Source organism: Erythrobacter sp. S57(2025) (assembly GCF_057365055.1).
The window spans coordinates 3,063,915-3,084,854 of sequence record NZ_CP200299.1; the positions used below are offsets into that span (position 1 = coordinate 3,063,915).

Below are 20,940 nucleotides of genomic sequence, written 5' to 3' on the forward strand. Positions count from 1 at the left end.
TCGCGGGCTAAGCCCGAAAACAACGGTGCAATTGTTGGGATTTTTAGGGGGCCAATCCATGGCTGATGAACCAAAAGGCGGCTTTACCAGTCGCGAAGCGCTTTTCTATCACGAGACGATCCGTCCGGGTAAGCTGGAGATTGTCGCGACCAAACCCATGACGTCACAGAGGGACCTAAGCCTTGCCTATTCTCCGGGAGTCGCGGTTCCAGTGGAGGCGATTGCTGCAGATCCTTCGCTCGCTGCTCGATACACGGCCAAAGCCAACCTCGTGGCGGTTATTTCAAATGGTTCTGCAATCCTCGGTTTAGGAAATTTGGGCGCGCTTGCGTCCAAGCCGGTCATGGAGGGCAAAGCCGTTCTCTTCAAAAGATTCGCTGATGTCGATTCCATAGACATTGAGCTCGCCACCGAAGACCCAGAAGCCTTCATCAACGCGGTTGCGCTGATGGAGCCCAGTTTTGGCGGTATCAATCTCGAAGACATCAAAGCTCCTGAATGTTTTATAATTGAAGCTGCACTTCGCGAGCGAATGAATATTCCGATCATGCACGATGATCAGCACGGTACGGCAATCATCACGGCGGCCGGCCTGTTGAATGCCTGCTATTTGACAGACCGCAAAATCGGGGACGTCAAAGTTGTCGTGAACGGCGCAGGCGCTGCGGCGATCGCGTGTACGGCGCTCATCAAAGCAATGGGCGTAAAGCACGAAAATGTGATCATGTGTGACCGCAGCGGTCCAATCACACCGGGTCGCGAGAACGTCGACCAATGGAAAAGCGCGCATGCGGTGGCGACCGACGCGACCAGCCTGGAAGAGGCGTTGAAGGGCGCGGATATTTTCTTGGGGCTTTCCGCGGCTGGAGCGCTGAAGCCAGAGTGGGTTGAGGATATGGCGGATAAGCCGATTATTTTTGCGATGGCCAATCCGGTACCGGAAATCATGCCTGACGAGGCCAAGGCAGTTCGCCCAGACGCCATTATTGCAACCGGCCGGAGCGATTTTCCCAACCAGGTAAACAACGTACTAGGCTTCCCGTTCATTTTCCGCGGTGCACTTGATGTTCAGGCGACCACCATCAATGAAGAAATGAAAGTGGCTGCTGCGACCGCGATTGCAGAGCTTGCGAGGGAACGCGTGCCTGAAGAAGTGGCGAGCGCATATGGCAAAAACCAAAAATTTGGCACCGACTACATCATCCCGGCACCGTTCGACCCGCGCTTGATCGAGGTTGTCTCCTCAGCTGTTGCTAAAGCGGCCATGGATTCCGGAGTTGCTCAGACTCAGATCGACGATTTTGAAGCCTATGGTGTGGCATTGCGCTCACGACTTAATCCAACAACTTCGGTTTTGACCGGTGTCTACAACGAAGCCAAAGCGAATCCCAAACGTATGGTGTTCGCTGAAGCAGAAGAGGAAGTGGTCTTACGAGCGGCTATCCAGTTCCGCGACTTTGGCTATGGCACGCCAATTCTCGTCGGTCGGACAAAGGCTGTGATGGATAAACTTCATCAGCTTTCCGTTTCTGACCCAGGCAGTTTTGAGATTCAAAACTCGGCCGACAGCGCTCACGTGCCCGCCATGGTCGACTATCTCTATAAGCGGTTGCAACGCCGCGGATATACTGAGCGTGATGTGCGGCGGATGGTCAATCAAGAGCGCAACGTATTCGCCGCTCTGCTTGTGGCGCTCGGCCACGGCGACGGCATGATATCCGGCGTGACGCGCACTTATGCGCAAACCGTGCGCGAAGTGAATCTAGTTTTGGACAAGAAGCCGGATGCACTGCCGTTCGGTATTCACATGATGATCGGCAAGAACCACACTACCTTCCTTGCTGACACAACAATCAACGAACGCCCCGATTCAGAAGAACTCGCCTACATTGCGAAAGAAACAGCGGCGGTGGCGCGGCGCATGGGTCACGAACCTCGTGTCGCGTTTCTTTCCTATTCGACCTTCGGCAACCCGTCTGGCCAATGGCTCAGCAATATTCGCGATGCTGTTGCCATCCTTGACCGCGATGGCTGTGATTTTGAATATGAAGGCGAGATGGCGCCCGATGCAGCTCTGAACCCTAGGGTGATGGAGCTTTACCCCTTTAGTCGCCTCTCAGGTCCAGCAAATGTGCTCATCATGCCTGGTCTGCAATCTGCCAACCTGTCAGCAAAACTGCTAAGAGAATTGGGGGCTAACACAACGGTCGGTCCCATGCTGATTGGGATGGAGAAACCCGTACAGATTGTGCCGATGACTGCAGCTGCGCCTGATGTGTTGACCTTGGCGGTATTGTCTAGCGCAGGGATCGTTGGCTGATCTGAGGCTAATAGTCCCGTTTAAGAAGCACCGGCTAGGCGATCGTCGATCGGCACGTAGTCAATATCGTAACCAAAATAGCGTGGGCTAAAGACCGCAAGACCAGCCTGTGTTCGCCAGATCGGGTTGCACTTGAAGCCGAGCACAGCGACCCGCTGACCGTTCTCATACCCTGGGTTCACAATCCCATCAGAGCTTACGATGTCGATTATGCTGATGAGGTCTGGGCAAGTCGCGATAATCGTGCCGTCACGGCGCGCCACGAGATGCTCATTTTTAACATCAGTCTCAAACGTTCGTCCGGCGAACTCATCGCTCCCGGTGATTGCGACTTTGCCTTGAAGAAATCCATCTTCATCGCGCCACTCCGTCCCTGCAATGATACCGGTGAAGAGCAGATAACCTTCTCCTACCTTGCGCGCTGCCTCAATAGGGTCGTTACCATTTGCTTTCGCCTCCCGCACTGCTGCGCCAATGTTTCTTGCAAGTGTAAGGCTCCCTGTGACGAGAGTACCTTCCTGCTTCGCCTGAGCCCCCGTGATCGGACTATCGCACACCCCGCATTCGCGACTGACAACGGCTATACTGCGAAGGATATCTTCCGCACGCGCTGGGTCGCCTAGTGTCTCCACCACCATTTCGTCGCCAAATGGTGTGGCAGCGCCAATTGGCGTGAGCGGGATACCGGCTACCTTCACAGAGTGCTGGTTAATCTCAGGCACCGCCCGCCCAACCGTGTCGGCATCTAGCGCAGGCATGCCCAGTCGAGCTGCAATTGAGAGCCCTTCCGCTAGACTCAAAGGGCCAATTTCACCGAGAATCACCCCGGAGAACTTTTGATCAAGGTGATTTTCCAGCACTTCGAAGGCCAGCTGGACCGGAGCTTCCACTTTGTTTTCAATCGCATCAAGCCGTGCCTGCATTTGGGCATCCGTTTCAGCCAGACTGGCAAGACCATAGGGGCATGCAACACGGTCATCGTCTGCAAGGGCGCCAACCGGCAAAGAGGCAAAGGTTAGCCCTGCTTCGAGATCCTTGGCGATGAGTTCGCGCGCTTCTTCGAGGCTGCCACCACCTCCCGTGCCGAGATAAGAGCTTCCGACTAGGGCATCCTCTAGCGCTTCTGCGTTCAGTATGGTTGCGCCTGGATTGGATGATCGGCTGGTTGCACCGACCCCGCCGCTTGGAGCAATTTTCTTACAAGCAGCCAAGGTTCCGGCTGCCACTGCCAATCCGCCCAGAAACTGTCGCCGTGCAACCATCACCATTTCCCCTTTTGCGAAGAGATTGGCGATAAGCTGGTCGAATTGCAATTCAACGTTTTCGGAAGCGGAAGTACCAGACCTCGTGCTTAAAGACTTCGCGCGCTTTTTGCTCGTAACGAGTTTCGCACCAACCGCTTGGTCGCTTCTGCCAATTCGCTGGCTTTTCAACTACCCATTCAAACACGTCGCTAAACCGTTGCATGACCATAAGGGCATGGCGAACATACACCGCGTGGTCCGTTCCAAAGCGGAATTCCCCGCCGGGCTTAAGCTTGTCGGCGATCAATTTAACGGGCCCGTCATTCATCATACGCCTTTTGGCATGGCGCGCCTTGGGCCATGGATCAGGATGAAGCAGATAGGCCATCGTGAGCGCATTGTCAGGGATGCGCTGGAGCACTTCGATCGCATCGCCATGGTGTAACCGTACGTTTGCAAGCCGTTTTTCCTCAACATGAGAGAGCGCTTGCGCGACACCATTGAGAAACGGCTCTGCGCCAATGAAGCCATGATTAGGAAGCAGATCGGCGCGGTAAGCTAAGTGTTCGCCCCCGCCAATTCCGATCTCGAAATGAAGCGGGCAATCCTCTCCAAACAGACCGACAGCATCAACTGGACCGTCGGCAGGTACGGCGATTTTCGGCAGCAGGTTGTCAACCAGCTCTTGTTGGCGCGCACGTAGGGGTTTGCCTACGCTGCGGCCATAGAGACGGCTCAGTGTGGTCGGGTCACCTTCTTTGTATGCGCTCATGAGATGCGCGCTAGTCTCGGTATGGAGCGCTTGTCTAGCCCAAGAATTCTTCATGCGCTGGGTTGAGGGAAGGGCGTACTTGCCTATATCTCCGCGATTAGATGGAAGTTTTTAGAAATATCTTAGCTGAGCAACCGCTCTGGGTGCAGTCGACCGTTGGTGTCGTCGCTCTGCTTTTGGCAGCATTGGCTGTAAATTATGTGTTGAAATACATAATTTTACGCGCCGCTGCACCATATCTCGACAGCAAATCAAAGACGATCGATAAATCGGCTACTTGGCTTGCAACCGTTTTCCCTCTGCTCGTGATATCAAATGGTATCTGGGCTGTGCGAGGGCTTGGTGAGGGCTTGCAGACTGTCATTGCCAATGTCACGCAGGCCGCAATCGTGCTTTCGGTTGCGATGGCGATTGTCAAAGCGTTGACCTACGCAAATGAAGTGTATGAGCGATTGCCGACGTCCAAAAACCGACCGATCAAGGGCTTCGTTCAGGTGGTTAAGATTGTCGTGCTTTGTGGCGCTGCAATTGTCCTCATTTCGGTTTTGATCGATGAGTCTCCGCTTCTTCTGCTCTCCGGTCTTGGGGCCATAACTGCGGTCTTGCTGCTCGTATTTAAGGATACGATCCTCAGCCTCGTCGCGAGCGTCCAACTCACCACCAATGATATGCTGCGCGTGGGTGACTGGATCACGATGCCGAGCATGGACGCTGACGGTGATGTGATCGATATTTCACTCCATACGGTGAAAGTGCAGAACTTCGACAAGACCATCTCAACGATCCCAACTCACCGCTTGGTCTCCGATGCCTTCCAAAACTGGCGGGGAATGAGCGAGAGCGGTGGTCGCCGGATAAAGCGTTCAATCACGCTCGATCAAAACACCATCCGTTTCTTGCATGATGATGAAGTCGTCGAGCTCAAGAAGTTTAAGATGCTCAAAGGCTATTTGGCGGCAAAGCGGGAAGAAATCACCGAGTGGAATGAGCGTGAGCTAGATGGCGAAGATGCGCCGGTCAACGCTCGTAGACTGACCAATATTGGCACTTTGCGCGCTTACATGATTGCTTATCTTCAGTGGCACCCGCGCATTGGGGAGCACTTTACCCTGCTAGTCCGACAATTACCCTCTGGACCTCAAGGCCTGCCAATCGAAATATACTGCTTCACTGACACGACTGCCTGGAATGAATATGAGAGTATTCAAGCGGATATATTCGACCACCTGTTGGCGATCGTGTCAGAATTTGATCTCAAATTGTTTCAGGAGCCGACCGGTCGAGACTTCGCGGCTCTAGCGAAAGACTAGAAGTCGCAAACGCAAGACGCCTGAGACCCAGCTGGGCATCAGGCGTCTTGTATAGTCAGAAGTATCGCGGGCGAAGCTCAGGCTGCTTCGGCCTCTTCCTGTGGATCACGCAGAACGTAGCCGCGGCCCCAAACAGTCTCAATGTAGTTTTCACCGCCACATGCGTGGCTAAGCTTCTTGCGCAGCTTACAAATAAACACATCGATGATCTTAAGCTCAGGCTCGTCCATCCCGCCATAAAGGTGGTTGAGGAACATCTCTTTTGTAAGAGTGGTGCCTTTGCGCAGGCTCAAAAGTTCGAGCATCGCATATTCTTTACCGGTCAGATGAACGCGCGCACCGTCAACCTCAACGGTTTTAGCATCGAGGTTCACTGCCAATTTTCCAGTGCGAATAATCGACTGACTGTGACCTTTCGAACGGCGGACCACAGCATGGATGCGTGCCACTAGCTCTTCGCGATGGAATGGCTTGGTAACATAGTCGTCTGCGCCAAAGCCAAATGAGCGGATCTTGCTGTCCATCTCGGCAATGCCAGAGAGGATCAACACAGGCGTTTGCACTTTGGCAACGCGCAACTTCTTAAGCACGTCATAGCCGTGCATATCAGGCAGGTTAAGGTCGAGCAGGATGATATCGTAATCATACAGCTTACCCAGATCGAGGCCTTCTTCGCCAAGATCGGTGGCGTAGACGTTAAAGCCTTCGGTAGTGAGCATGAGTTCAATCGCTTTCGCGGTTGTTGGCTCGTCCTCAATCAACAGCACTCGCATTTCCGGTCCCCTAATTGCCCCTTACGGCGGACATGGTTCGCTTGGTAACCCCTTGGTAAAAGGTGTTGCCATCTATTAACCACACAAGTTCTGAACGGAAAAGGTTAATTTTGCGTAAACCCAGCTTACTCCGCGAGTCGCAGGGGTGTTACGTAGGCTGACGGGGGGCTCAATTCTGAGGGGTCTTGGCCTGAAACTACAAACCTGCGAGCTTCTTTTGTCGTCGTCTTTGCGCGCTTGATCCGATCCCAACAGCCTCTCGATACTTGGCAACAGTGCGACGTGCCAGATCGAAGCCTTCGTCCTTTAGAAGGTCCGCCAACTTTTGATCTGACAAAACCTTTTTTGGGTCTTCTGCGTCTGTGAGCGCCTTGATGCGGGCCTTAATTGCTTCTGAGGATGCACCTTCGCCGTCGGTTGATCCAACACCACTGGAAAAGAAATATTTTAATTCAAAGCAGCCACGGTCGCAATGCAGGTATTTGTTGCTGGTAACGCGACTGACAGTGCTTTCATGCATCTCGATCTCTTCGGCTACCTCGCGAAGTGTGAGCGGCTTTAACTCTGAAACACCACGCCGAAAGAAACCCTCTTGCTGCTTAACGATTTCGGCGGCTGTCTTAAGAATGGTTCTTTGCCTCTGATCCAGCGCTCTGATTAGCCAGTGTGCATCGGCCAGCTTTTCTTTGAGCCAGCTTTGCGTTTCAGGATCGGGTGTTCCTTCATTGAGTTCGACATAGTAGCTGCGATTGATCACAAGGCGCGGCAGCGTCTCTTCATTCAGCTCAATATTCCAGCCGCCCGTTTCAGTGGTTCGGAGCAATACGTCTGGAACGACTGCGCTGGTTTCAGTTGATGAAAAGGCAAGGCCAGGTTTTGGGTCGTAACTGCGCAGTTCGCGCAGCATGTCAGCAAAGTCTTCGTCATCTACGCGGCAGATCCGCTTGAGCCTTGCCACCTCGCCTTGCGCCACCAATTCTAAATTCTCGATCAATCGGCGCATGCAGGGGTCAAACCTATCAGCCTCGCGCGCTTGAAGCGCGAGGCACTCGGATAGGCTGCGGGCCCCAACTCCACTTGGATCGCACATTTGGACGACCTCGAGTGCGTCCTCGACAGCATCGAGCGTTACACCCAGATCATAAGCAATTTCGCGAAGATCGCTGGTGAGATAGCCAGCATCGTCCAGCAGCCCTGCGATATGTCTGGCGGCGAATGCCTCTTTATCACTTACCGCAAGTCCACCGATTTGCGCGTCGAGGTGTTCTCCTAAGGAAATCTGATTTGGCTTGGTTGCCTCTAAGTTGGGGAAATCATTTCCGTCTGTGCCACCAATGCTGTCTGCCGTCCCCCAATCTGACGATGCGGTAATCGCCCCATCGCCTGTGTCACGGTCCCTATCAATGGCACTACTATCAATATCGAGCGGTGCTTCAGTTTCGCCTTGTGCCTGAGACATTAGCTGGTCCGAGGTAAACTCTTCCCTTGGGATATCTTCTGGCTCACCCGATGAAACATCGCCATCTGCCGAAACCGTTCCTGCCTCAAGCAGTGGGTTGGTTTCCAGTGCGTCACCGATAAACGTCTCAATCTCAAGGTTTGAAGCGGCAAGCAGCTTGATCGCCTGCTGCAATTGCGGCGTCATCACCAAAGACTGGGATTGTCTGAGATCGAGGCGAGGACCTAGAGCCATCAGGTCAAACTCTTAAAGCGTGAAGCTCTCGCCGAGGTAAAGCCGCTTCACGTTCTCATCCGCGACCAGCGCCTGCGGTGATCCGGCAAACAGGACCTGACCACCATATATGATGCAGGCGCGATCTACGATATCGAGCGTTTCGCGCACATTATGATCGGTAATGAGAACGCCAATGCCGCGCCTTTTGAGATCCTTTACGAGGTCGCGAATGTCGCTTATTGAAAGCGGGTCGATACCTGCAAAAGGCTCATCCAAAAGCATAATCGAAGGCTTTGCGGCTAAAGCTCGCGCAATCTCGCACCGACGTCTCTCACCGCCTGAGAGCGCCATTGCGGGGCTCTCGCGAAGGCGCGTTAGACCGAATTCTTCAAGCAGACGCTCTAGTTCCTGAGCGCGAGTGGTGGAATCAGGTTCAACCATCTCGAGCACGCAGTTGATGTTCTGCTCAACCGTCATGCCGCGAAAAATGCTCGTTTCCTGAGGAAGATAACCTAAGCCAAGGATTGCGCGGCGGTACATGGGCAAGTTCGTCACATCCTCCCCATCCATCAGGATGCGGCCGGAGTCAGGCTTTACGAGGCCCATGATGGAGTAAAAGCATGTGGTCTTGCCGGCACCATTTGGTCCAAGCAAACCAAGCACCTCCCCCTTTGCGACTGTCAAAGAAATGTCAGTCAGGACGGCTCTTTTGTCATAGCTTTTTGCAATTGAGATAACCTCAAGCCCGCCATCGCTGGCCGGGAATGCCTGATCAGCGAGATCTTCGGTAGTGGGCGAGAGGGTCTCAGAATCACTCATTCGTAGTTCAATAGCACCCCGATTCTTTCAGAAAAGAGTAGACGCACCGATTTTGGCAAGATTTTTGCTTGTGAACTACATCTGCCTGCGCCTGCATGCAAAAACGGAGTGATTTTGGGAGCTTGAGCACTCAAGCTCGCGTGCAAGCCAGGATCGTTTCAATATGGTTACAGCACTTGCAACCTTTGCTGCCTTCTGTGATATTCAGAGACAACAAAACCGTTGGGGAGCGGAGCTATGAACGAACTATCACATCAGCAAGCATCCGCTGGTAAACGCCAGCGCGATTGGCGCAAATCCATGAGCGATCATGTCGCTTATGCGTTATTAGTCTACACAGCGTTACAGATTTTCTTGACCGTCAAAGCTCTTAGTCAGGGCTTCTCCTCAATACTGCCCTATATAGCGCTAGTCATTCTGATCGCCGCGATCATTCCCGCCTGTCGTTGGTTCGAAAAGCGCTGGGCAAACCTTTCGGACGAACAGGCGTCCGACCGAGAATTTGCAGGCGCATTTCGCCGGGATGTCGCTGGCTTGTGGCTGCTTGCGATCAGCCTTCCGCTGGCATTGACGGGACTATGCAAAGCGTTCCTTTGATCAAGCCTTTGCGCGATCAATCGCTTCGAGAACTATCCTGCGCGCTTCCGAGCGGTCACCCCATTTGCCGATACGAACCCATTTTTCCGCTTCAAGATCTTTGTAGTGGGTAAAGAAGTGCTCGATCTGCTGCATGATGATCGATGGCAAATCCTTGGTTTCACCAACGTCTGAATAATACGGGAATGTCGTATCAACGGGTACACAAATAAGCTTTTCGTCCCCGCCATGCTCGTCTTCAAGGTTGAGCACTCCAATTGGGCGCGATTTGACGACGCAGCCGGGGATGAAGGGTGAGCGAGCGATCACCAAGGCATCCAAAGGATCGCCGTCGGGGCTTAGCGTGTGTGGAACAAACCCATAGTTCGCAGGGTAGCGCATCGGCGTGTGCAAGATTCGGTCGACGAAAAGTGCGCCGCTTTCCTTATCGAATTCGTACTTTACCGGTTCCCCGCCTGTCGGCACTTCGATGATCACATTCAGATCGTCAGGAGGATTGGCACCGGTCGGAATTTTGTCGATACGCATTAGGGGTCCTTATGTCTTTGCCCCTCTCCCAAAAGGCGATTGACGCGCCGATAGCGAGCCTGCGTTGTTGCGGCAAGATGGAGCTTCGCCTAATCGCGCTTCAAACGCAGGATATTTATGAGCAAGAACACCCCTAAAGCTATTCGCGGCACTCAGGACATCTTCGGTCCGGATGCGGAGGCTTTCGCCTTCGTGGTCGAGACATTTGAGCGCGTCCGCAAACTCTATCGCTTTCGCAGAGCGGAATTTCCGGTCTTTGAGAAAACTGAAGTTTTCGCTCGTTCCTTAGGGGAAACAACCGATGTGGTTTCAAAAGAGATGTACTCTTTTGACGATCGCGGCGGAGAATCGCTAACTCTTCGTCCAGAATTCACTGCTGGAATTGCCCGCGCGTTTCTTACCAATGGTTGGCAACAGCACGCGCCGCTGAAGCTTGCGACCCACGGCCCGCTGTTTCGTTACGAACGCCCGCAAAAGGGGCGCTATCGGCAGTTTCATCAGATCGACGCCGAAATCCTTGGGGCTGCTGAGCCACAAGCCGACGTCGAATTGCTAGCTATGGCGGATCAACTCCTGCGTGAACTCGGGATCAAGGGTGTAACGCTTCATCTAAATACACTTGGCGATGCGGCAAGCCGCGATGCGTGGCGCGATGCATTGGTCAATTATTTCGCCAATGTGCGCGACGATCTTTCCGAAGACAGTCAGGATCGTTTAGAAAAGAATCCTCTTCGCATCCTTGATAGTAAAGATCCTCGCGACAAGGTGTTTTTGGGAGACGCGCCAAAGATTGATGAATTCCTGTCGGATGATGCGCACGCGTTTTTCGAAAAGGTAACGAGCGGATTGGATGCCGCCGGTGTCAAATGGAGGCGCGCCGAAAATCTTGTGCGTGGGCTCGACTATTATCGTCACACAGCTTTTGAATTCATTCCCGATGAAGGTTCCGCTGCTGCGGAAGCGCTCGGTGCGCAAAGCACCGTCCTTGGTGGAGGGCGCTATGATGGCTTGATGGAGGGCTTGGGTGGACCGTCAACGCCAGCTGTTGGCTGGGCTGCTGGTATTGAGCGGCTTGCGATGTTGGTTGGCACAAGCGAGCCCGAACGCGCCGACATTGTCGTCGTGGTCGAAGATGATGCGATGATTGCTGAAGGTCAAAACGCTGTTGCGAGGATTCGTACCGCCGGTCTTTCTGCTGAATTCATCGCCTCAGGAGGCAAGAAGAAGCGTTTTGATAAGGCGGTCAAGGTTGGCAGTCATGTCATTCTTGCGATGAGCGACGGCGAACGCCGCCTTCGTTTCCAGACCAAAGGCGAAGTCAAACAGCACATTGAAACTACGCTTAATCAACTCGGTCTTACCTGATGCAGATACCGCTCGAACGCCTTGATCAGATCGCCAATCGTTTCGCCGAGCTTGAAGCGAGGATGGCTTCAGGCACTCTGGAAGGCGAGGAATTTGTTCGCGCGTCTCGTGACTATGCGGAGCTGGAGCCGGTCGCAAAAATCTCATCCGAAGTGCGATCCATGCGTGAGGAGATTGCTGAGTTGGAAGAAATGCTCGGCGATCCCGAAATGAAGGCAATGGCCGAGGAGGAGCTAGCAACAATCCGTGAAGCTCTCCCCTCCAAGGAGCGAGCGCTCGCCATCGCGCTCCTCCCGCGTGACGCGGCCGATAGCAAGCCTGCAATGCTTGAAATCCGAGCGGGCACAGGCGGCGATGAGGCCGCTTTGTTCGCAGGCGATCTTTACCGAATGTACGAGCGGTTTGCGCAAGAAAATGGCTGGAAAGTTGAGCCGGTCAGCATGAACGCGTCCGAAGTCGGCGGTTTCAAGGAAATCGTTGCCAACGTGACCGGCCAAGGTGTTTTTGCGCGGCTGAAATTTGAAAGCGGTGTCCACCGTGTGCAGCGGGTGCCCGTCACCGAAAGTGGCGGACGCATTCACACGTCAGCGGCCACCGTCGCGGTGTTGCCCGAGCCCGATGAAGTGGATGTGCAGATCGATGCTGGTGACCTGAAAATCGATACTTATCGCGCTAGCGGCGCGGGGGGGCAGCACGTCAATACCACGGATTCCGCAGTAAGGATCACTCACTTGCCATCAGGGCTTGTAGTTATGCAGCAAGACGAGCGCAGTCAGATCAAGAACCGCGCAAAGGCGATGCAGGTCTTACGCGCGCGGCTCTACGAAAAAATGCGCGACGAGGCGCAAGGCGCAGAAGCCGAAGCGCGCAAGGCGATGGTGGGCAGTGGCGATCGTTCAGAGCGTATTCGCACCTATAATTTCCCTCAGGGTCGCGTGACCGATCATCGCATTGGTCTGACGCTCCATAAGCTTGAAGAGGTGCTCGCGGGGCCGGGTTTGAGCGAGCTTGTTAACGCATTGACCGCCGAGGATGAGGGCAAACGGCTAGCCGCGCTCGCAGAATGACCGTCGCCGATGCCCTAAGAGAGGCGAGTGCTCAACTCAGCAATTCCAGCGAAACCGCGCGGCTTGATGCCGAGCTGATGATGGCGCATGCGTTAGGCGTCGACCGATCAGAGATGCTTATCCGCAAGATGCGCGAAGAGGCTCCGGTCGCATTTTTCGATTTTGTCAGCCGCCGCATCCAACACGAGCCAGTGGCCTACATCACCGGTTCGCGGGAATTTTATGGACACTCTTTCAAGGTCACACGCGACACTCTGATCCCAAGGTCTGACAGCGAGACGATCGTTGAGGTGGCCCTTGAGGCCCTCGAAGATCGGGCGCTTGCTGCTGCCGATGTGCTGGATTTGGGTACAGGAACTGGGGCACTGTTATTGAGTGTTTTGGTTGAAAAATCAGGTCTTCGCGGTTTTGGGATCGACATGAGCGCTCCCGCGATTGAAGTGGCAAAGGAGAATGCGCATTTGCTCAGCCTAGCAGATCGCGCGAGCTTTCAGGTCGCTTCTTGGCATGAGCCGGGCTTTCACAACTGCGATGACTGGGGTGTGGAGGATTGCCGTTTTGACCTCGTGTTGGCGAACCCCCCATATGTCGAGGATTCCGCACAGCTGGATCCGCAAGTCAGAGATTTCGAACCGCATAGTGCCCTTTTTGCCGGGCAAGACGGGCTCGACGATTATCACGCAATTATTCCGAGCCTATCGACCTATTTGACTGAAAATGGGACTGCGGTGCTCGAAATAGGTGCCAAACAAGGCGATGCCGTTAGTGCGCTTGCCGCTAGATATGGCTTCAAGACCCAAATTCGATGCGATCTTGCAAATCGGCCACGCGCAGCGGTTCTTCGTCGGTGAAAATGCTTGAGGGGCTTGGCAAACCCATTTCGTCTCGCTACCCCACAATCAGACTTGTCGATCAAGCTCCCATGCTGATCGATATGGTCAAGCTCCGAATTACCGCTTTCATTGACCGTATGGGTCGAGCCCTTCGGTTAAAACCTGAGCGGTCGCGCATGCAGAAAAGTTTGCGTGATGCCATTTAAGGCAGTCGGGGTCCATTGGCTCGCAGCGCCAAATTTTTGGTCGGCGTTGTGCCACGGATGAGGATACATCTCCTTTGAATAACAATCGTAACAATCGTCGTCGCGGTCGCGGAAACCGGAGCAATCAGGGTGGCGGAAACCAGCTTAACCGGATTGACAGTCGGGCGCGTGGCAACGCGCCGCAACTGCTCGATAAGTACAAGAAGCTTGCGCAGGATGCCCAACATAACGGGGACCGCGTTCAAGCCGAATATTATCTCCAGTTTGCTGACCACTATTTCCGTGTGATTGCAGACAATAAGGCCCGCCAAGACGAAGCGCGTGCCAAGCGCAATGAAGAAAGATCGCAGGCAGGCGATGAAGGCGAGGAAAGTGAAGAAGGCGATGCTCGCCGTTCTGAGGGTCGCCGTCCGAATAACCGCCGTTCACGCGGTCGGCGCGATGATCAAGACGCAGCCTCCTCGTCTGAAGCGGAAGGTAACTCTGCAACCGAAGCCGAAGATTCTCAGGAAGAATCGCCGAAGCCGAAACGTCGTACGCGCCGCAAGCCCCGCGACGACGAAGGGAAAGACGAAATCGACTCGTCCGTTCTTCCTCCAGCAATCAGCGCTGATAGTTCATCGGGCGACAGCTCTGGTGACGGAGACGACAACCTCGAAGCAGTAGGCTGAACCAGTTTGTTGTCATAAAGCGCCGATCGGATGACTGACAAAGCCGAGCATGTGACTGCGGTTTGGATTGAGCGTCTTGTGCATTTCGCGTCCAACTGGCCTGGCACAAGCGCTGGTCTTCTTGGGCTGATCGCAGCATGCGGTTATCCTCCGGTCCATGCGTGGTGGGTTGCACTCCCGGCGCTGTCGCTATTCGTCGCTCACATCCGTTCGGCACAAAACTGGCGCTCTTCACTTTGGCGAGGCTGGATGTTTGGCTGGGCGCATTTGACGCTTGCCAATAGTTGGATCGCAACGGCGTTTACGCATCAGGCAAAGATGCCGGAATACCTTGGCTGGGTCGCTGTTCCGCTTCTTTGTATTTACCTTGCACTCTACCCAGCTCTGGCAGCTTTGATTGCCCATTTGTTTGGTCGTCGGCTTGGACCCTGGGCATTTGGGGCAGTATTTGCGGCTGCCTGGATCGTGACGGAATGGCTGCGCAGTTGGATTTTCACGGGATATCCATGGCCGCCATTGGGACTGACTCTGCTTGGAGGTTGGGGGAGCCCCGGTTTGGCAGTATTGCTGCCATGGCTAGGTACATACGCTCTTTCGGGTTTGGTGATCTTAATCGCCTCCGCGGCATTGGCGCTCGTCCTGACGAAGCGTTTACTGCCGCTGGGGGCTTTGGCGTTGGTTGTTGCCTCCGCAATGCTGTTTCCTGATCTGCGAACGCAGGACGATTCGCAGATCCAATATACCTTGATCCAACCCTTGATACCGCAGGATGAGATCAATGACGGATCAAAGTTCGAGGAGCAATTTGCCCGCACCGCCAATTTGACGATGGAAGGCAATGATCGTTCACGGCTTGTCTTGTGGCCCGAGAGCGCCGTGCCTGATTACTTGGAAGAGGGTTATCCCGAGCGCTATTATCGCCAGATGACAGCTGGTGCGGATCCGGTCTTTGCCAGGCAAAGAATTGGCCGCGTAATCGGGCCGAATTCAACATTGCTTACCGGGGTGGTCAATCTTGATATTGGTGAGCGGGCAAATGGTACAATTGGCGCTGTAACCGCGCGCAATTCGGTTATTGGGATAAATGGGTCCGGCGACATTACACATCACTACGCCAAGGCTCACTTGGTGCCCTATGGCGAGTATCTTCCGCTGGAATGGGCTCTGGAGCCACTTGGTCTCGCTCGGCTTACTTCAGGCACGGTGCCTTATCTATCCGGTCCTGGCCCGCAAACACTCGACCTGGGTGAACATGGGCGAGCGGGCGTTCAAATCTGTTATGAGATAGTTTTCTCCGGCCAGGTTGTCGATCGGAATGACCGTCCGGACTACCTCTTTAATCCATCAAACGATGGTTGGTTTGGAGCATGGGGGCCGCCTCAACACTTGGCTCAGGCGAGAATGCGTGCGATTGAAGAAGGTCTGCCAGTCTTGCGCTCAACCACCACGGGGATTAGCGCCGTTATCGATGCGAATGGCGTCGTCCGCAAGAGCATCGGCATGTACCAATCAGATGCAATTGATGGCTTCGTTCCTGAGGCCAAATCTCCCACGCTTTTCGCAAAAATGGGGAACACCCTTCCAATTGCTTGGGCAATCTTGCTGGCAGTATTGGGATTTGGCGTGCCGAGATTGCTTGCGCTGCGCACGCGTGAAAGCTAGGGGAGACGGAATTGGACATAAAGGTTTCCTTATATCTGCATAAGGAGCCAAAACGACAGCGACAGTTTGGGAGCTTTCATGCGCAGCGACTATCTTTTCACATCTGAAAGCGTCTCTGAGGGGCACCCCGACAAGGTCTCTGACCAGATATCGGATGCTGTCGTCGATCTGTTTCTCTCTAAGGACCCAGAGGCGCGCGTCGCCTGTGAAACACTAACAACCACTCAGCGAGTGGTGCTGGCAGGGGAAATTCGCTGCAAGGGTGTTTACGAGAACGGCGCTTGGGCGCCCGGCGCGGCCGAAGAGATCGAAGCGACAGTTCGCAAAACAGTTCGAGAAATTGGCTACGAGCAAGAGGGCTTCCATTGGGAAACTCTGACGTTTGAAAACCATCTTCACGGTCAGTCTGCTGAAATCGCAATGGGTGTTGATGCGGGTGAAGCCGGCTCAAACAAGGATGAGGGTGCAGGGGACCAAGGCATCATGTTCGGGTTTGCATGCGATGAAACACCTGATTTCATGCCAGCAACACTCGACTACAGTCACAAAATCCTCGAACAGCTTGCTGCTGATCGCAAATCGGGAACTGCGCCATTTCTTGAGCCTGACGCTAAGAGCCAGATCACGCTGCGTTATGAGAATGGCAAGCCTGTTGCTTGCGCAGCCATTGTGGTCTCAAGCCAGCACGCCGCGGGCTATCATGAGGGCGACAAGGAAGCTCAGCTAAAGGCCTATGTCAGGAAGGTCGTAACGTCCATCCTGCCTGCTGGTTTCATAACCGACAATACCGTTTGGCATATCAATCCGACGGGCGCGTTTGAGATAGGCGGGCCCGATGGTGACGCAGGGTTGACTGGCCGCAAGATCATCGTCGATACATATGGCGGTGCCAGTCCGCACGGCGGCGGCGCGTTCAGCGGCAAAGATCCCACCAAGGTGGATCGCAGTGCAGCCTATATCACGCGCTATCTAGCTAAGAACGTTGTTGCAGCTGGTTTGGCTAGACGCTGCACGATCCAAATTGCCTATGCGATTGGCGTGTCTGCGCCGCTTTCTCTGTATGTCGACACCCACGGAACTGCTTCAGACGGCGTGGATGATGCGGCGATTGAAAGCGCCATTGAGGGTATCGGCAAACTGGGCGGTTTGACGCCGCGCGCGATCCGCACCCATTTGGGGCTCAACAAGCCAATCTACCGCAAAAGCGCAGCCTACGGTCATTTCGGACGGATTGCGCAAGGGGACTTCTTCCCTTGGGAACGGACTGATCTTGTTGATGATCTTAAGGCTGCCCTCGCATAATCCAGTAATGCGCGCTCTAGACAGGCGCCCCCAAACTCGCCGAGCATGATTGCTTAGTCCAACGAGTTGAGAGGTCTCGCAGTCATCGGTATTGTCTAGATGAACGTCAGTGTTTTGGCACTGCCATCGCAGGCGTAACATAGTTCACCTGCTTGGAGTGGAGACGGTAGGGTGTATCGGCTAATTCACTTACCGGATTGCGAATGCTCACCAAGCAGGGGTGAAGGGTGATCCAATGCAAGTTCCGCATTTGAGAACGAAATGGGGCTCCGGACTCCCGTCATACCATCGAGCTCTATTTTGAGCTCTCTGGCGACCACTTGCGGGTCGGCAAAAACACTGTCCAAAGAATTGATTGGACCTGCTGGCACACCTGCTCGCGCACAGGCTGCAAGCAACTCTTCGCGGGTCCATTTCGCCGTTTCAATGGCAATCATGGCATCAACATCTGCGCGGTTTGCCACACGTGCTTCATTGGTCGCGAATTGAGCTTCCTCGAGCAAGTCATCGCGCTCCAAAACCCTAAGGAGTTTGCGGAACAGGCCGTCATTTGCTGGTGCCAGTACCACAGGGCCATCTTGTGTGGGAAAGACACCGTAGGCGCTAACTTGAGCATGGGCGTTGCCCATTCGGGGAGGTGCCTTGCCAGTCGCGAAAAAGCTCGCGGCCTGATTGGCAAGCAAAGCAACTGAGCAATCCAACAGGCTCATGTCGATCCACTGCCCATTGCCCGTCCGCTCGCGCATTAAGAGCGCAGATTGGATAGCGTTTGCTGAATAGAGCCCGCAAGTAAGATCAGAGATTGAGACGCCATGTTTAATCGGTTCACCCTCTGGTTCACCGGTGAGCGACATGAAACCGCTCATGCCTTGAATCACAAAATCATAACCAGGTTCATTGCGGCGAGGGCCATCCTGTCCAAAACCGCTGATAGAGCAATAGATCACCTTGGGGTTGGAAGAGCGCACGCTTTCGTAATCCAAGCCCCAGCGCGATACTGTGCCAGGCTTGAAGTTTTCGATCACGACATCAGCCTGACCGCATAGCTCGAATATTTTTCTGACGTCTGCGGCTACGTTGAAATCGGCAATCGTGCTCCGTTTCCCACGATTACAAGCGTGGTAGTATGCGGCTTCCCGTTGAACTTCGCCATTGGGAGAGGCGCGTTCTACCCACGGCGGCCCCCATCGCCGCGTACCGTCTCCCTCTGGGCTTTCAACCTTCACAACATCTGCGCCAAGATCCGCAAGCAACTGTCCTGCCCAAGGGCCCGCTAGGACGCGTGCTAGTTCCAGAACCTTTAGCCCTGCAAGCGGTGCCTGCGGGTTGCGCGGTTGATCAAGCCACATGATTTATGCAGGCTCCAATGCCACTTCGTAAGCCGCGGTCGTTGCTTCGGCGACGTCTGCCTCGCTCACGCCCGGGGCCAGCTCAATCAATCGGAATGGACCTTTCTGGTCCGCCCGATGAAACACTCCCAGATTTGTGATGACCATGTCGACCACACCTGCGCCCGTCAGTGGCAACGTGCATTCAGGGATAAGTTTTGGTGAGCCGTCTTTTGCGGTGTGATCCATCACCACGATGATTTTCTTCACGCCTGCGACAAGATCCATCGCGCCGCCCATACCCTTGATCATCTTTCCCGGGATCATCCAGTTCGCAATGTCGCCATTTTGGGCAACTTCCATTGCGCCGAGCACAGTCAGGTCAATGTGCCCGCCTCGGATCATGGAGAAGCTGGTGGAGCTATCAAAATAGGCGCTGTGAGGAAGCTCGCTGATCGTCTGCTTGCCTGCGTTGATTAGGTCTGGATCGACTTCATCATCAAGGGGGAAGGGGCCAATGCCGAGCATCCCGTTCTCGCTTTGAAGGGTGACCAGCATTCCATCGGGAATATGGTTTGCGACCAGAGTGGGGATGCCAATGCCAAGATTCACATAGTAGCCATCCTCAAGCTCTTGCGCGGCACGCGCTGCCATCTGGTCACGGCTCCAACCTTTGCTGATTTGGGTCATTCTATTCAGATCCTATTGGCAGAAGTGGGGTGGGGATCAGGAACCAGCCATCACCAATCAAAGGTTCAAGCGCGGCCGCATCTGAAGGATTTAGGAGGTAGTCAAACAGCTCATGAAAATCTGACCGTTCGTCTCCAGCGATCGCGACTAAGCACGACGTTTCAGCAAGTTGCTCTCTCAGCAGCTGTTTGCGCTGGTTCGGTCCTGCTATCATCAAAATTCGGTCTGCGCCCAACTGATCGAGGCCAGAGCGGACTAGAGCGACACGAATTAAGCTTTCCTTGTCTGTTGCGCTTTGTGTGATCCAGGCGATTGCGACGCCTTCGCTTCTAAGCTGCGCAAGTCTGTCTGCGAACGCGGAAGAGGCAGTGCCTGCATCGATTGGAAAGAGCGCACTTTCCTTTGGATCAAGATCAATCAGCACCGTAGGCGCGCCATCGTCGCATTTGACCCGATCAGCGCTCAACGCCGTCGCGTTGGCCAGCATTGCTGAATCGCGCCCACTACCCGATTTTAGGTTAGAGGGTGCGGCGTAATTCAGCAGAGGATCAAATAGAGTAAACCCGGCATTGGTCTGAGCGGAAGAATGAGCCGGCGCTCGATCTGCTTCGCTTGCGTCAATTCTGGGCGCAGCAACAGCCTCCTCTGACGGTTCAGGCCCTGCCGCCGAAACCACGCTCGTTTTCTGACTGATATTGGATGCTGCTGCGGTTTCTCTCGGAGAATCAGCGAATGTCGATGAACTTCCGTTTTGGCTTTCGGCCGTGCGGCTTGGCGGACGGGAAATGTCTTCTTCTGATTGCGCATTTGCAACTTCATTGGTTAAGGTGTCCGTAGCTTGAGCTTGTAGAACAGTATCCATTGGAGTTGTTGTCCCGTTTTGGGGGGCGGGATTAGCTGGTTCGACAGGGCCACTTTCAGCGGTGCGTGCTCCACCTGCCATTACGCCGCTTGCAACGAGTGGAAATGCGGCAGCTACACAGCCTTGAAGCGTGAATGCTGCGCAGGTGACTGCGACAATTTTTAGGGCTGTTTGTCGTTCTGGGCCTCTGCTCATGCATCCTCCCGATCGCGCACCGTTCGAAATTCAATTTTCTTGTCATAGGGTGCGCCCAAGATCATGCGATTGACGAAGACACCGGGCAGATGGATCTCATCGGCTCCTAGAGCACCCGCTGGGACGATCCCTTCGACCTCCGCGATGCAGATCTTGCCGCAAGTCGCAGCCGGTTGGTTAAAATTGCGGGCTGTTTTGCGAAAGATGAGATTGCCTGTCTCGTCTGCTTTCCATGCCTTCACGATTGATATGTCCGCGAAGATTCCGCGTTCAAGAATGTATGTGGAGACAATCCCGTCCTGGTCAGTGAACTCCTTGTGCTCTTTACCTTCGGCAACCTGCGTTCCGACGCCGGTTTTTGTGTAGAAGCCCGGTATTCCTGCGCCGCCTGCTCGCATTCTTTCTGCCAAAGTGCCCTGGGGGCAGAACTCGACCTCCAGCTCGCCAGCGAGGAATTGCCGTTCAAATTCCTTGTTTTCACCAACATATGAACTGATCATCTTCTTGACCTGCCGTGTCCGCAGCAGCTTGCCGATACCTTCATTGTCAATACCGGCATTGTTGCTTGCGAAAGTTAGCTCTTTGGCGCCGTTGTCGCGGATCGCGTCGAGGAGTCGCTCTGGGATCCCGCAAAGACCAAAACCACCTGCCGCAATTAGCAAGCCATCTTTGAGCACATCTTCCAATGCAGCTTCAGCGTTTGGGTAAATTTTCGACATAA

Annotated in this window: 19 protein-coding genes; 9 read left to right on the forward strand and 10 right to left on the reverse strand. The window is 54.3% G+C overall.

The annotated features are described in order from the left end of the window. Positions 1-58 precede the first annotated feature (58 nt). Positions 59-2,320, forward strand: coding sequence for an NADP-dependent malic enzyme (locus AC0V6N_RS14740; RefSeq protein ID WP_486172291.1), 2,262 nt, complete (start codon positions 59-61; stop codon positions 2,318-2,320). 20 nt (positions 2,321-2,340) lie between these two features. Here AC0V6N_RS14740 and AC0V6N_RS14745 read toward each other — a convergent pair whose 3' ends face one another. Then, complete coding sequence (locus tag AC0V6N_RS14745) at positions 2,341-3,582, reverse strand: S-methyl thiohydantoin desulfurase family protein (protein ID WP_486172292.1); 1,242 nt, start codon at positions 3,580-3,582, stop codon at positions 2,341-2,343. Between the two features lie 52 nt (positions 3,583-3,634). Then, positions 3,635-4,336, reverse strand: a complete 702-nt coding sequence (gene trmB / locus AC0V6N_RS14750; RefSeq protein WP_486172293.1) for a tRNA (guanine(46)-N(7))-methyltransferase TrmB — start codon at positions 4,334-4,336, stop codon at positions 3,635-3,637. Between the two features lie 101 nt (positions 4,337-4,437). On the opposite strand from trmB, the gene AC0V6N_RS14755 reads away from it, so the two are divergent. Continuing rightward, positions 4,438-5,646 (forward strand): mechanosensitive ion channel family protein, encoded by a 1,209-nt coding sequence (locus AC0V6N_RS14755; protein WP_486172294.1) that lies wholly within the window; start codon positions 4,438-4,440, stop codon positions 5,644-5,646. 77 nt (positions 5,647-5,723) lie between these two features. On the opposite strand, the gene ctrA is transcribed toward AC0V6N_RS14755, so the two are convergent. From ctrA to lptB, 3 genes are all read right to left on the reverse strand, one after another. Beyond that, positions 5,724-6,419 (reverse strand): response regulator transcription factor CtrA, encoded by a 696-nt coding sequence (gene ctrA, locus AC0V6N_RS14760; protein WP_486172295.1) that lies wholly within the window; start codon positions 6,417-6,419, stop codon positions 5,724-5,726. A 196-nt stretch (positions 6,420-6,615) separates the two neighbouring features. Further along, entirely contained in the window at positions 6,616-8,112 is a 1,497-nt protein-coding gene (gene rpoN / locus AC0V6N_RS14765; protein WP_486172296.1) for an RNA polymerase factor sigma-54, read from the reverse strand. Between the two features lie 12 nt (positions 8,113-8,124). After that, on the reverse strand, positions 8,125-8,913 hold the full coding sequence (gene lptB / locus AC0V6N_RS14770) for an LPS export ABC transporter ATP-binding protein (protein WP_486172297.1): 789 nt from the start codon (positions 8,911-8,913) through the stop codon (positions 8,125-8,127). A 237-nt stretch (positions 8,914-9,150) separates the two neighbouring features. Here lptB and AC0V6N_RS14775 point away from each other — a divergent pair, with 237 nt between their 5' ends. Further along, positions 9,151-9,510 (forward strand): hypothetical protein, encoded by a 360-nt coding sequence (locus AC0V6N_RS14775; protein ID WP_486172298.1) that lies wholly within the window; start codon positions 9,151-9,153, stop codon positions 9,508-9,510. Here the strand turns inward: AC0V6N_RS14775 and ppa are convergent, their stop codons facing one another. Then, positions 9,511-10,038 carry an inorganic diphosphatase gene (gene ppa / locus AC0V6N_RS14780; protein ID WP_486172299.1) on the reverse strand — a complete coding sequence of 176 codons (528 nt, stop codon included), beginning with the start codon at positions 10,036-10,038 and terminating at the stop codon, positions 9,511-9,513. It abuts the gene before it with no gap. Positions 10,039-10,155: 117 nt separating this feature from the next. On the opposite strand from ppa, the gene hisS reads away from it, so the two are divergent. From hisS to metK, 6 genes are all read left to right on the forward strand, one after another. Then, entirely contained in the window at positions 10,156-11,403 is a 1,248-nt protein-coding gene (gene hisS, locus AC0V6N_RS14785; protein ID WP_486172300.1) for a histidine--tRNA ligase, read from the forward strand. Further along, positions 11,403-12,470, forward strand: coding sequence for a peptide chain release factor 1 (gene prfA / locus AC0V6N_RS14790; RefSeq protein WP_486172301.1), 1,068 nt, complete (start codon positions 11,403-11,405; stop codon positions 12,468-12,470). Before hisS ends, prfA begins: the two co-directional genes overlap by 1 nt. Beyond that, the gene (prmC, locus tag AC0V6N_RS14795; RefSeq protein ID WP_486172302.1) at positions 12,467-13,321 is read left to right on the forward strand and encodes a peptide chain release factor N(5)-glutamine methyltransferase; all 855 of its coding nucleotides are present in this window, start codon (positions 12,467-12,469) and stop codon (positions 13,319-13,321) included. Before prfA ends, prmC begins: the two co-directional genes overlap by 4 nt. Before the next feature lie 262 nt (positions 13,322-13,583). Continuing rightward, positions 13,584-14,180: a DUF4167 domain-containing protein gene (locus AC0V6N_RS14800; RefSeq protein WP_486172303.1), complete on the forward strand. Its 597-nt coding sequence runs from the start codon at positions 13,584-13,586 to the stop codon at positions 14,178-14,180. 30 nt (positions 14,181-14,210) lie between these two features. Further along, a complete protein-coding gene (lnt, locus tag AC0V6N_RS14805) occupies positions 14,211-15,842 on the forward strand; it encodes an apolipoprotein N-acyltransferase (RefSeq protein WP_486172304.1) in 1,632 nt (543 codons plus the stop codon). A 78-nt stretch (positions 15,843-15,920) separates the two neighbouring features. Then, entirely contained in the window at positions 15,921-17,144 is a 1,224-nt protein-coding gene (gene metK, locus AC0V6N_RS14810) for a methionine adenosyltransferase (protein ID WP_486172305.1), read from the forward strand. Between the two features lie 185 nt (positions 17,145-17,329). On the opposite strand, the gene AC0V6N_RS14815 is transcribed toward metK, so the two are convergent. The 4 genes from AC0V6N_RS14815 to AC0V6N_RS14830 form a co-directional block, all read right to left on the reverse strand. Beyond that, on the reverse strand, positions 17,330-18,493 hold the full coding sequence (locus tag AC0V6N_RS14815) for a CaiB/BaiF CoA transferase family protein (RefSeq protein ID WP_486172306.1): 1,164 nt from the start codon (positions 18,491-18,493) through the stop codon (positions 17,330-17,332). A 3-nt stretch (positions 18,494-18,496) separates the two neighbouring features. Next, entirely contained in the window at positions 18,497-19,162 is a 666-nt protein-coding gene (locus AC0V6N_RS14820) for a 3-oxoacid CoA-transferase subunit B (protein WP_486172307.1), read from the reverse strand. A gap of 1 nt (position 19,163) precedes the next feature. Then, complete coding sequence (locus AC0V6N_RS14825; RefSeq protein WP_486172308.1) at positions 19,164-20,024, reverse strand: hypothetical protein; 861 nt, start codon at positions 20,022-20,024, stop codon at positions 19,164-19,166. A gap of 191 nt (positions 20,025-20,215) precedes the next feature. Further along, positions 20,216-20,938 (reverse strand): CoA transferase subunit A, encoded by a 723-nt coding sequence (locus AC0V6N_RS14830; RefSeq protein ID WP_486172309.1) that lies wholly within the window; start codon positions 20,936-20,938, stop codon positions 20,216-20,218. Between the last annotated feature and the right edge of the window lie 2 nt (positions 20,939-20,940).